This is a genomic window from Bradymonas sediminis (genome assembly GCF_003258315.1).
In the GTDB taxonomy this organism is placed as follows: Bacteria; Myxococcota_A; Bradymonadia; order Bradymonadales; family Bradymonadaceae; genus Bradymonas; species Bradymonas sediminis.
This window is the reverse complement of the sequence record NZ_CP030032.1, coordinates 4861011-4873081: the sequence shown is the minus strand read 5'-3', so window position 1 is coordinate 4873081 and position 12071 is coordinate 4861011. Positions and strand designations below refer to the sequence as shown.

Genomic DNA, 12071 nt, shown 5'->3' with positions numbered 1-12071 from the left:
GGTAGGAGGGTCGTCGAAAATCAACAAATGGGAGCAAACTCTTCGCCAAGAAAATCCGCCTCCTGCCCGCCCTTCGGCCGCGACACCCGCCGACTAGGGCGGACGGCGTCACGCGCTGCGTTCGGCCAACTCCGAGGTCACCCGAAAAATCGCCCGGTCTTCCAGGCGCAGCGCGCTGAGCGTGTTGCCCCAGACGCAACCGCTATCCAGGCCGATCACCTGCATCCGGGATGGGGCACGAGGATCGGCCTGCTGATAGACACCGATGGCCGACCAATGCCCAAAGATCACGGTATGCCCGGCCCAGGCCGGGTCGGGCAGGCTGAACCAGGGGCGTCGCTGCTCGGGCATATCGGCCAGCGTCGCGCTATAATCAAAGGCCATCGTCCCGTCGGCCTCGCACACGCGCAGGCGCGTCATGGCGTTGATGATAACGCGCAGGCGAGTGGCGCCTTCGAGGTCTCCGCTCCAACGGCCGGGTTTGTTGCCGTAGAGTGAGTCGAAGAACCGCTCGTTCTTTTTGTCCCAATCGCCCTGATTCAGGCCGAGGCGCTCGGCGTCATCCGGCAGCGCCGGAAGATGCGCTTTGAGCGCGCGCTGGACTTCGCCAGACAGCCGAAGCGCGTCCTCCACCGACCACTGCGGCAGCAGCGCGGCGTGCACCATCACGTCCCGGTCGCGGGTGAGCACCAGCGGCTGCTTCTGCAGCCAGCCGAGCAGCTCGTCGCGGTCAGGGGCGGCCAGAATCTCGCCGAAGGTATCGCTCGGGCGCATGCGAATATTCGCGACCCCTTTGGCCACCCTGGCCGCGCCGCTGCCATAGACGCGCTCGACCGCGGCCACCGCCAACATATTGAGGTCGTGATTGCCCAGGACGACGTCGATAAACCCGGCGTTCTTATAGACCCAGCGCAGCGTCGCCAGGGCATTGGGGCCGCGATTTACAAGGTCGCCGGTGAGCCAGAGGCGGTCGGCGGCGGGGTCGAAGTTGACGTGCTCCAGCAGTCTTTGAAGGCTGTCCAGGCAGCCGTGAATATCACCGATCGCGTAGGTCGACATGGGTGTGCTCGCCGGTCATGATAAAAGTCAGGGGGAAAATCCGGCCAATCCGCCGTGTGAGGATGGGCTAAAATAATATGGGCGGCCATGGAACAAAGGCGCGCGCCGCGACAGTTGTCATGATGACTTACCCTTGTCGATCGGCGCGCTGCGATGCTAGGCATTGCCTGTCCTAGTTATAGCAAAATCAACCGTAATTTCCTGGAGTGAAATCCGATGATTAAAGCCGCAGAGAATATCCTTGAAGTGATCGGCAACACCCCGTTGGTCAAGAGCCACCGCATCGCCGCCGATGTGAAGGCCAATATTTATTATAAACTCGAATATCTCAACCCGGGCGGCAGCGTCAAAGATCGCCCGGCCATGCAGATCGTGTTGGACGCCGAGGCCTCCGGAGACCTGCGCCCCGGCGGCACCATCGTCGAGGCCACCAGCGGCAACACCGGCATCGGCCTGGCCCTGGCCGGCGCGATCAAGGGGTATCAGTGCATCTTCGTGATGCCCGACAAGATGGCCGCCGAGAAGATCGAGGCGCTGCGCGCCTTCGGCGCCCGCGTGGTCGTCTGCCCCACCGCGGTCGAGCCCGAAGATCCGCGCAGCTATTACTCGGTCGCCCGTCGCCTCGCCGAGGAGAGCCCCGGCGGATACCTGGCCAACCAATACCACAACCCCTCCAACCCCCGCGGCCATTATCTGAGCACCGGCCCGGAGCTGTGGGAGCAGACCGAGGGCAAGATCGACGCCCTCATCGTCGCCGCCGGCACCGGCGGAACCATCACCGGCATGGGGCGCTACCTCAAAGAGCAAAACCCCGACGTCCAGATCATCGCGGTCGACCCGGTCGGCTCGCTCTATTACGATTATTTCAAAACCGGCAAGATGACCGAAGCCAACACCTACCTGGTCGAGGGCTTCGGCGAAGACTTCTTGCCCAGCACCATGGACTTTAGCGTGGTCGACGAGGTCATCCGCGTTGACGACGCGGAGTGCTTCACCATGACCCGGCGCCTGGTGCGCGAAGAAGGCATCTTCACCGGCGGCTCCGCCGGCGGCGCGGTCGCCGCGGCGGTCAAATACGCCGAGCGTATGGACCGTGAGATGAATATCGTCGTCATGATCCCGGACTCGGCCTCTCGCTATCTCTCCAAAATCTTCAACGACGATTGGATGCGCGAGAACGGCTTCTTGCAGGAAGAGAACAACGCCGACACGGTCGCAGACCTGCTGGCCCAGAAGTCCAAATCGGCCCACTCAAGCCGCGCCAAGGGCGACATCTTCACCGCCTCGCTGGGCGACAAGATCAGCCAGGTCGTGGAGCTGATGAAGTCCCACGATATCAGCCAACTTCCGGTGCTCGACGCCGGGCGCGTGGTCGGCATCATCACCGAGAGCAACGTGCTCGACCACCTGCTGGGCGAGGGCTCGGGCGATAAGGCCATCGACGACCTGGTCGAAGCCCGCTTCGCCATCGTGGAGCCGTCGAACCGCGTCAAGATCATCGGCCAATTCTTCAAGCAGAATAAAGTCGTGATCGTGGTCGACGACGCCGACAAGCTGGTCGGCATCATCACCAAGATCGACTTTATCGACTATGTCTCTCGCAAAATGTGATTTGATGAAGTTATTTCCCGCTCCACAAAAGCCCGCCCGCGTCGCGCTCACCCAGCCCAATCGGCTGGGCAAGCGCCTCTTATTGGGCATGCTCTGCGCCAGTTTTTTGGTGCTCAGCCCAACCCTGAGCGGGCCTCTGGACCCGGGCGCGGCCCACGCGCTCGGGAGGGGAAATGACGGCGTCGAAAAGGTCATAAGATTGCGCATCTTGCGACCCAAGGGCGACAAACCTGCGTCGGAGGCGGCGCAGGAGACCGAGCTCGACAGGTTCGAGGCCGAGAAGGCCGCCGAGATGACGCAGCTCACCGCTCGCCGCATCCGCACCCGGCTGAAGGCGGCGGGTATTAAGGACTTTTCCGTCACCAGCGCCCAATCGCGCTCAATTTTGGTGCGCGTGCGCGGCAACACCTCGCGCCAGGTCGTCGCCGGCATCGTGGTGCCGCGCGGGCGCATGGAGCTGCGCCCGATTGAGCCCGCGGGCACCCGCTGGGTGCGCGCGCTAGCCGATCTTCCCGTCGGCGTTGAGCTGCGCCAGAAGCAGGGAAGCTTCGACGCCAACCAGGCGTATCTGTGGAGCGCGGACGCCGAGAAGCTGCACTCCGTGCTGCGATTTTTAGAGAATAACCCGTCAAGAAATATCATTTCAGCCGGCAGTGGGCTGAAGTTTACGGTCTTCCCGGACACCGGCGGAGGTTGGCGCACGCTCACCCTGAGCGCGCCGATCGCGACCCACGACGATGTGGCCAGCGCGTCGATACGCCAGGGTAAGACCGGCGAGTCCTATGTGCAGCTGCTCTTTGAGAATGACCTCAGCGACGCCCTGCTGCCAAACGGCGCGCTCACCGACGACGCGGCGCTATGGGCGGTGCTGCTCGACGGAGAAGTCGTCTCGGTGCTCGGCAGCCGGGCGCATCACCTCGGGAGTTCGCTCAACATCACGGCCCCCGAGCAATTGGGCACCCGCGACGCACGCCAGGCATGGGCCCAGCAAGTCGCCGGACGACTCGCCGCTTATATCCCCGTGCCGCTCATCGAAGACCGCACGAGCACCCCGAAAAAATAGCCCCCGCGGCGCGGCGTCACCCGCCCGATTGCTGGCACAAAAAGTATTCGATCATTGTGGAGAATTTGATGCACGATAACCTGCTTCCCGAAGCGATTCGCGGTTCCTGGTATATGCTCGCCGACGACAATAAGCCATTGGCCGAGGCGATCGAAAAGAAGGGTCAATTATTGGCGCTTCGCCTGACCGGCAAGTTTAGCCTCTACGACCTCACCCAGGAGGACGCTGGCACCGCGAAAGTCGAAAAAGATGAAGGCGACTACACCTTTGACGGCGACTTCCTGATCCTACGCGGGCGCAACACCGAGACCTATCGGGTGCGCATCACCTCGGCGTGGCAATGGAATCTGGAGGCCAAAAAGAAGAAGCGCAAATTGCTGCGCGGCAACTTCCTACCCTCCGACTTTATTGAATTGGACGCCGAAGAGATCCTCGAGATCGAGACGCTCGCGCACCGCGTAAAGGCCGAGAGCGCGTTCCTCGACAAAGACGACGCGATCTTCGATCTGGTGTTTTCTCCGACCGACGATCGCAGGCTGCGCATCGGGTGTTTCTCGGTCGATATGGACGAGAAGAACCACGAACTGTGGATTGGCCTGACCCCGATCGCGACCCATATCGGGGCCGATACCTGGCAGAAGATCGTCACCCAGGCATGCGCCATGATGGTGCGGCTGAACCCGGCCAAGATCCAGCGGGTATTGCTCGAGATTCAGGGACAGAATGTCATGCGGGAGTTCGACGTCTCCAAATAAAGTCGCCCCAAATAAAAGCGGCGCCACGTTGTGGCGCCGCTTTTATTTGTCTCGATCGGACTCAGTCGTCTGATTCACAGACACCCTGGTCACTGCATGTCTGACCATCCCCACATTGGCCACAGCGTTTCTTATCAATCTTCTGGCCGCAATTATCCTCTCTATCCACGGAAATCTTGCCGCACTCTCTCCCCATGAATGCGCACATCTCGGGGACCGTTTTCGGCTCACAGCATGCGCCGTAGCGGCATTGCATATTGGGATTTATCGAATCGCAACGCTGGCGATCACAGGCGCCTATCCCGCAATCAATCGAATCGAAATCCCAAGCGCACTCTGACCAACTCCCATCCGCCGCACAGATCTGTATCGCAGGGGGGAGGCAGACGAGCGAGGGCTCCGTCCCAGACATGATGCACTCGCGACGGGCGCCTTCGGCACACCCGCCCGCATCCGAGCCAGCGTCTGCGTCCCCACCGACATCCGCGTCCTCGCCCGCATCTGCATCCGAGCCAGCGTCTGCGTCCCCACCGACATCCGCGTCCTCGCCCGCATCTGCATCCGAGCCGGCATCACTCACATCCGCATCCGATCCCCCATCGGCGTCCTCGAGAATATCAGGCTCCCCTGAATCAGACGCGTCACGAATATCGAGCTCCACGTCGGCCGCGTCTTCGGCATCGGCGACATCTTTGGGCGCAACCGTGTCGGCGACCTCCGACACATCCTCGGCCCGGGTATCCGAGGGCTGAAGGGTATCTTCGGTCAGAATATCGGGGATCGGGTCTGTATCGAGCGAGGCGTCGGCCTCGGGAAGCTGCACCCAGCGCCCATCCTGGCAGAGGCGGCCCTGAGACATCTGCCCCTCGGCGTCGCAGCTCACCTCGCCCAGGCTCGAGTCAAAGGAGCACCCGGCGGCCAGGAAGAACCCGGCGGCCAGCAGCCAATAAGATGTCGATTTCAACCGCTGAAACTGCACCGTATTGACCATCGCTCTCTCCATTGCAGTGCTAAAAATGCGGCAAGTCTAAAACACCGAAGCCCGTCGACTCGCCGCTCATGGCAAATCCTCATCATCGCTCAGAGACGCTTAAGTTTATACGCTCCATATTGCCCGGTGCGTACGAACGCCCACCAGAGCACAGGCCTTAATTCCTCGCCCATGTACATACTCTGGCATTATATACAGTTCGCCAATTGCAATACCCAGTCTTACACTCCGAGTCATCGGTGCACTGGTCGGCCCAACACTTCAAACACGAGCCACCGCAATCGATCCCGGTTTCATCTTCATTTTGTGCCCCGTCGTTGCAATGCGCCGGGAAGCAAGCGTCGTTACTCGGCCCCGTGATATCCTCGCAAAAACCCGAGGCGCAGTGAGCATCGTCCCCATTGCATAGCTGACCATTGCAGCTATTGCCTCCATTCGGGCCGCCCAAATAGCTCTCATCGCAGCATCCGCCGTCCTGGCAACTCTGGTCCGCGCCGCACATATTGGACCCATCATCGATGGTGCCGCTGCAATTATTGTCGAGCCCATCGCAGAGCTCGGTCGCCCCGGGATAAATATCGGCGTTCGAATCATCACAATCACCGCCAGTCAGGATATGATCGCCGCTGGGCGGCTCACAGGCGGTCACCGCGCTGGCCGAGTCGCCGAAGCCATCCCCATCGCTGTCGAGATAATAGGTGAGCCCGGGCAGTGGCGTGCCGTCACATTCCAGCCCACTTCCATCGCCCTTGCAGACCATCGTGCCGGCATTTCGACACGCGCCAACGCCGACGAAGCACTCCGTCCCGAGCCCTTCAAAGCCGTTGTGAGTATCGCCATCGCAGTCGTGATCCGAGCCATCACAGAGCTCCGCGGGCGCCGGCCCAACCTCGCCGGCACACTCGGTCCCCCATTTACCGTCAACGCAGGTGCGGACGCCCGTGGAGCACATACCAACGTCGGTACCACAACTCTCGGTCGCCCCGTTGAGACACGCGCAGCCCTCATTGACAGCGCCGTCGCAATTCTCATCCTTACCGTCATCATTGCAGAGTTCCGCGCTCGGCGTGATATCGCCCTGACACGCGCCCCATTCGCCGTTGCCGTTGCAGGTCTGTGCGCCGCCGTCGCATACGCCGACACCCTCGGTGCCAGGCGGGCCGCTATAGCAGGGTTTCGACTCGCCCGGGACACAGCTCGCGCAGCCATCGTCGACCTGGCCGTTGCAATCGTTATCTTGCCCGTTTCCGGTGCCGTCAGTGCCACACTCTTCGGCCGGCGAAGCGCTTCGGGTCGGCACACATTCGATCGCGCCCTCGGTGCAGGTCTCGACGCCGTCGGCACAGATGCCGAGCGCGCCGGTGTCACAGCTCGCGCCCCCCTCCGGGTTATTCTCGTCGACCGCCCCGTCGCAATTATCGTCCTCCCCGTTGCAGACCTCGTCCTGGGGCGTCACGTCGCCCTGGCAGTCGCCCCACTCGTTATCGGAGTTGCAGACCTGAAGGCCGGCCTCGCAGCTTCCGACGCCCTTGGTCCCCGCCGGGCCCGTATAACAGGAGCGCTCATCTCCGACCTCGCAGGCTGCCTCGGGCACGCATGCCCCGGCGACACACTCCTCGGCGCCCGCGCAGCTCGTGCCGCAAGCGCCGCAATTGGCAACATCCGTGTCGAGGTCGACGCACGCTCCGCCACATAGCTCTTCGGGCGCCACGCATTCGACGATATCCGGCGTGGTATCGACATCCTCGCCCGGCTCTACATCCGGCGTCGCGTCCAGCTCGACGTCCAGCTCGACGTCCGCCCCTCCCTCCGCGTCCAGCCCGGCGTCCGCGTCGATTCGCCAATAGCCATCCTGGCACACCTCACCGGGGCGAGTCGCGTTTTCATCCGCGCACTCCAGCCCGCTCAACGGCGTCTCAAAAGAACAGGCGCCAAATAAAAGGCTCCCCGCAAATACAAGAAGCGTCAAAACTTCCCATCGACTACTATTTAGGCCGCGAACGTTCATACTTTCCTGTCGGCTTGCGAGAGACCGTCCAAAATCAGGTCCACTGCACTTTAGATATTTAACTGTGACATCTTACTTCCACAGGATACCGTGTTCTCAAACAAACTCCAAGAATCCGTTGTTCTTCTTGACGCGCCGCACCTTCCCGAAGGTTGGCCCCGCGCTTCGCGCCGCTGATTTGCCATATTTCTGCGACAAAACCGGCCCGGCAACGCTCCATGCGCAAATTCCTTGTGATATCATCTAATTTTTATGCTAGCGTGGCGCAAAAGTCACAGGGCGAGCGCGTCCCATGAGCCTTTCTGATGCATAATTTTTTTTCTGAGAGCGTATCCAATGAGACAATCATCAACCCTGTCTATATTGCTTGTCATCGGGCTTGGCCTGGGCGCCGGATGGGTCGGCTCGGGTTGCGCATCCAGCGATGACACCGTCAAAAAGCAAAAGGTCGACAGCCTCGAGAATTTCGAGGCCGCGCATTTCTCGACCTCCAAAGAAGGCGAGTTTATCGTCGAGCGCTATTCGCTCGATGGGAATAAGGAGCCGGATCTCATCAAATATTTTGAGGAGTATCCGGACCCGGAGAACCCGAAGCTGACGCTGCGCCGGCTGCGCAAAAAGGAAGTCGACGTGGACGCCAACGGCACCATCGACATCGTGCGCCTCTACGATAAAGACGGCGTGCCGACCAAAGAGAAGATGGACCGCAACCTCAGCGGCCAGATCGACACCATCAGCTATTTCGACCACGGCCATCTGGTGCGAAAAGAAGCCCTCAATGAAGACGGCACGCGCGTGGTCGAAACGCGCTACTATACCGACGGCGTCATCGAGCGCATCGAGCGCGACAACTCCGGCGACGGCAAGGTCGACTATTGGGAGTATTACGAGGTCGGCACCCTGGATCGCGTCGGCACCGACATCAACGCCGACGGGCGCGCGGACTCCTGGACGCGCCGCTAATCCTGCTCCCCTCCCTCATCCTATGCGGCCTGGCCCCACCCGGCCGGGCCTTTTTTTATGAATAATCCCATCGCAAATTATCTGCGCGGCTTCGTCTCCGAAGCCCGCACCGAGCTCGCCTCCAACGGGGGCGCCAAGATCGACCTGGACCGGCGCACCATCGGGGTGTTCGTGCTCACCTCGGTGCTGTTGGCGCTCTTCTACTATTACGGGCGCCCCGGGTTTTACCGCCGCGGCGCCATCGAGCAGTGGCTGGCCGAGTGGCTCAGCCTGGACGCCAGCGTCTACCGCAGCCTGATCCCCTACGGCTGCTGGGCCGCGGCGAGTCTGCTGATTCGGGTGCTGCTCCCGCTGGGATGCATCGTCTGGTGGTTTAAGGAGTCGCCGGCCGAGTACGGCTTTCGCATGTGGAAGAAAGGCCACGCCTGGATCTACCTGATGCTCTATCTCATCATGCTGCCGGTGTTGGTCGGCGTGAGCATGATGGAGAGCTTCCAATCCAAATACCCCTTTTATGACCAGGCGACCGAGTCGCTGACGCATTTTTTAAGCTATGAGTTGGCCTACGGCATCCAATTCTTCTCGCTGGAGGCGTTTTTCCGCGGCTTCCTCATCTTCGCGCTCTTCAAAAAGTTTGGCTATTATTCGGTCGTCATCATGACGATCCCCTATTGCATGATTCACTTCGGCAAGCCGATGCCCGAGACCATCGGGGCGATCTTCGCCGGGCTGCTGCTGGGGTATCTGGCGATCCAGAGTCGCTCCTGGATCCCCGGGGCCTTTTTGCACTGGGGCGTCGGGGTCACGATGGATATCCTGGCCGCCTCGCAGAAGACCACCTGGTTTTAAGCGACGCCGCACACATAAAAACGCCGCCTCATATCGAGGCGGCGTTTCTATTTGTGCGACGAATCTCAGGGGGCGTAATCTGCTCGATTGCGCGCCATCTTTATTTCTCTTCGGGGGCGGGCTTAAAGCTCTTCACAAATCCGTCGAACCCACCTTTATGCTTGGCGATGGTCTCGGTGGGGCCGGTCAATTTGAAGAAATAATTGCCGGCCGGGCTCTCGGCGATCGCGCCGAGCAGGCCGAAGTCGGCGCGCGCAGTGCCGCCGCCCATCGCCGCGTCGACCTCGAAGGTGCCCTCGACCGCGATGCGGTGAACCTTCATGCCGGCGACCTCTTCGACCGACTGCTGGGGCTCCCCGGTGACCGACTTAAACTGCTTGACCCAACGGTCCAGGTTCATCTGAATCGCCCCGCCGCCGCCCTGGCCAAAATAGAAGATGCTCATCACGGCGGGCTCGGTGCCGTCGGCGCCGAGCAGGTGGTATTCGGCCAGGCGCATCGGCGACGCGGGTTTGACCGCCAGCCAATTGTCGGGCGCGCTCCAACGGATCGGGCCGACCTTGCCGAATTGCTCCGGGGTCATCGTGCCGGCCGCGGCCGGGTTGGGCACCGCGGGGGTCGAGCCCTGCGCGCCGCCGCCCTTCATGCCCGGCATCATCGGCGGGTGATCGGAGGGCAAATCATTGGCGGTGGCGCCCGGCTTAAGCGGACCCGCCGAGCCCGGCGCGCGCGCGCCGGCGTTGAGATTCTGCGCCGGCGCGCCCTGCGCGCTCACCTCACCCGGCGCCGGGGCGCTGACCTTGGGGGCGTCAGAGAATTCGTTCGCGTCACACCCGCCCACAAGGGTCAACAAGAGGGCGGCCAGGAGAGCAGTTTTCGAGCTTAATTTTAACATAATATGGCGTGGAAAAAGGGCCGAAATATGACTTCGCCGCAGCCTTAGCAGGTTTGGGGGCGTTTGAAAATCACGCGCGCCTCACATCAAAAGCTCGCTGGCATCGTAGGCGTCGCCCGACCCGCCGCCGTCGCCGGTGATCGACAGGCGCACGAATTGCTGGGTGCCCGTGCGCAGGTCGGTGGCGCGCACGTTGAGCATGCCGTCGGTGTCGATCTCAAAGGTCACCTCGATGCTCACCTCTTCGCGCGGCCCCGGCGGGATCTCGGTGAGCTCGAGCTGGCCGAGCTGGCGGTTATCCTCGATGCGCCGGCTATTGCCCGAGAAGATCGGCAGCACGACGCGGGTCTGATCATCGCGCGAGGTCGAGAAATACCGCGTGCGCTCCAGCGGCAGCGAGGCGTTTCGCTCGACGATGATATCCATGACCCCGCCGACGGTCTCGACGCCCAGCGCGTGCGGGATGACGTCGATGAGCACCGGGCCGCGGCTCGGGCGCGCCTGCTGCTGGGCCTCCAGGGACTCCAGCCAGGAATCGTCGTTATCAATCTCGACCACCGCCGCAGGCTTATTGCCCGGCTGGGTGCTCGTTCGCGGCCGGCTACTTGGCGGCACCGGCGGCGCGTTTGACGAAAGGTTACCTTCGGTGTCCATCGTCGCCCCGCCCATCACCGGCCAGCTCGACGGCTCGGGGGCCTGCTGAACTTCCACCAGCGAGGCGCCCAGGATCGCCGCGCCGATCGACACGACCTCGTCCGGGTTGATATCGAGCACCGGGCGGCGCCCGAAAAATTGCTGCACCCGCTGCTGGACCAGCGGAATGCGGGTCGACCCGCCCACCAACACAAGGTGGTCGATCTCGGCGCGCTGCAGCCCGGCCACCCGCAGCGCGTCCTCGCAGGTCCGGATCGACTGGTCCACCACGTCGGCCGCGCGCCGGTCAAAGGCCTCGCGGCTCAGGCTAAAGTCGAGCACCAGCTCATGTAGGCTCCCCGGGGCATATTCGGTGACCTGCACGCTGACTGAATCGCGCGAGGACAGGTTATGCTTGACCTGCTCGGCCACCACTTTGAGCCGCTGGCGCACCGCCATCTCGCCCGAGAGGTCATAGCCATATTGCTTCTCAAACGCGTTGAGCATCGCCTGGACCAGACGATTGTCGATATCATCGCCGCCCAGATAGCTGTCGCCGGCGGTCGAGAGCACCTCGAAGATGTCGTTTCGAAGTTGCAAAATCGTGATATCGAAGGTGCCGCCGCCGAGGTCGTAGATCGCGACGCGCTCGCGTTTTTGCTCGCCGTGCCCATAGGCCAGCGCCGCCGCGGTCGGCTCGTTGATCAGGCGCAGCACCTCGAACCCGCCCAGGCTCGCCGCGCGCTTGGTGGCGCGGCGCTGGCCCTCGTCGAAGTTCGCCGGCACCGTGATGACCGCCTTGGTCACCGGCTGGCCCAGATACTCCTGGGCGACGCCGCGCAGATAGTGGAGCATGCGCCCCGAGATGCCCTCCGGCGGGTGCAGCTGGTCGTAGAGATGAAAGCGCGGCGAGCCGTCGGCGGCCTCCACGATCGGGAAGGGAAAGGAGCCGCGCAGCAATTTGACGTCCGGGTCCGAGAACGACCGCCCGATCAAGCGCTTGGCGCTATAAATCGTGTGCGCCGGGTCCTCGACCCGATGTTGCCTGGCCCGATTGCCCAGCACCGTGCGCCCGTCCTCGCGGAAATACACCATCGATGGATGAACACGATTGCCGTCGGCGTCCGGGATGACGATCGGCTCGCCCTCGAGCACCACGCTGATAACCGAATTCGACGTACCAAGGTCAATTCCAACGACCAACTCAGACATAATGGGAGGCTCCGCTTTTGCTTTAATAGAAT

The 12071-nt window shown here is 62.2% G+C and carries 10 protein-coding genes; 5 read left to right on the top strand and 5 right to left on the bottom strand.

Annotated features, from left to right (window positions below; genetic code table 11):
* Window positions 1-108 precede the first annotated feature (108 nt).
* Window positions 109-1059, bottom strand: a complete 951-nt coding sequence (locus tag DN745_RS18465) for a diadenosine tetraphosphatase (protein WP_111337256.1) — start codon at window positions 1057-1059, stop codon at window positions 109-111.
* 216 nt (window positions 1060-1275) lie between these two features.
* Here DN745_RS18465 and DN745_RS18460 point away from each other — a divergent pair, with 216 nt between their 5' ends.
* From DN745_RS18460 to DN745_RS18450, 3 genes are all read left to right on the top strand, one after another.
* Window positions 1276-2670 (top strand): cystathionine beta-synthase, encoded by a 1395-nt coding sequence (locus DN745_RS18460; RefSeq protein WP_204355040.1) that lies wholly within the window; start codon window positions 1276-1278, stop codon window positions 2668-2670.
* A gap of 4 nt (window positions 2671-2674) precedes the next feature.
* Window positions 2675-3733 (top strand): hypothetical protein, encoded by a 1059-nt coding sequence (locus DN745_RS18455; protein WP_133621952.1) that lies wholly within the window; start codon window positions 2675-2677, stop codon window positions 3731-3733.
* A 68-nt stretch (window positions 3734-3801) separates the two neighbouring features.
* Window positions 3802-4488 carry a hypothetical protein gene (locus tag DN745_RS18450; protein WP_111337252.1) on the top strand — a complete coding sequence of 229 codons (687 nt, stop codon included), beginning with the start codon at window positions 3802-3804 and terminating at the stop codon, window positions 4486-4488.
* A gap of 61 nt (window positions 4489-4549) precedes the next feature.
* On the opposite strand, the gene DN745_RS18445 is transcribed toward DN745_RS18450, so the two are convergent.
* Window positions 4550-5479 carry a hypothetical protein gene (locus DN745_RS18445; RefSeq protein ID WP_111337250.1) on the bottom strand — a complete coding sequence of 310 codons (930 nt, stop codon included), beginning with the start codon at window positions 5477-5479 and terminating at the stop codon, window positions 4550-4552.
* A 157-nt stretch (window positions 5480-5636) separates the two neighbouring features.
* The gene (locus DN745_RS18440; RefSeq protein ID WP_133621951.1) at window positions 5637-7448 is read right to left on the bottom strand and encodes a putative metal-binding motif-containing protein; all 1812 of its coding nucleotides are present in this window, start codon (window positions 7446-7448) and stop codon (window positions 5637-5639) included.
* 375 nt (window positions 7449-7823) lie between these two features.
* On the opposite strand from DN745_RS18440, the gene DN745_RS18435 reads away from it, so the two are divergent.
* Together DN745_RS18435 and DN745_RS18430 are read left to right on the top strand one after the other, a co-directional pair.
* On the top strand, window positions 7824-8450 hold the full coding sequence (locus DN745_RS18435; protein WP_133621950.1) for a hypothetical protein: 627 nt from the start codon (window positions 7824-7826) through the stop codon (window positions 8448-8450).
* Between the two features lie 57 nt (window positions 8451-8507).
* Entirely contained in the window at window positions 8508-9299 is a 792-nt protein-coding gene (locus DN745_RS18430; RefSeq protein WP_111337244.1) for a CPBP family intramembrane glutamic endopeptidase, read from the top strand.
* Window positions 9300-9399: 100 nt separating this feature from the next.
* Here DN745_RS18430 and DN745_RS18425 read toward each other — a convergent pair whose 3' ends face one another.
* Both DN745_RS18425 and DN745_RS18420 read right to left on the bottom strand, forming a co-directional pair.
* The gene (locus DN745_RS18425; protein ID WP_111337242.1) at window positions 9400-10194 is read right to left on the bottom strand and encodes a hypothetical protein; all 795 of its coding nucleotides are present in this window, start codon (window positions 10192-10194) and stop codon (window positions 9400-9402) included.
* Window positions 10195-10275: 81 nt separating this feature from the next.
* Complete coding sequence (locus DN745_RS18420; RefSeq protein WP_111337240.1) at window positions 10276-12039, bottom strand: Hsp70 family protein; 1764 nt, start codon at window positions 12037-12039, stop codon at window positions 10276-10278.
* Window positions 12040-12071 lie beyond the last annotated feature (32 nt).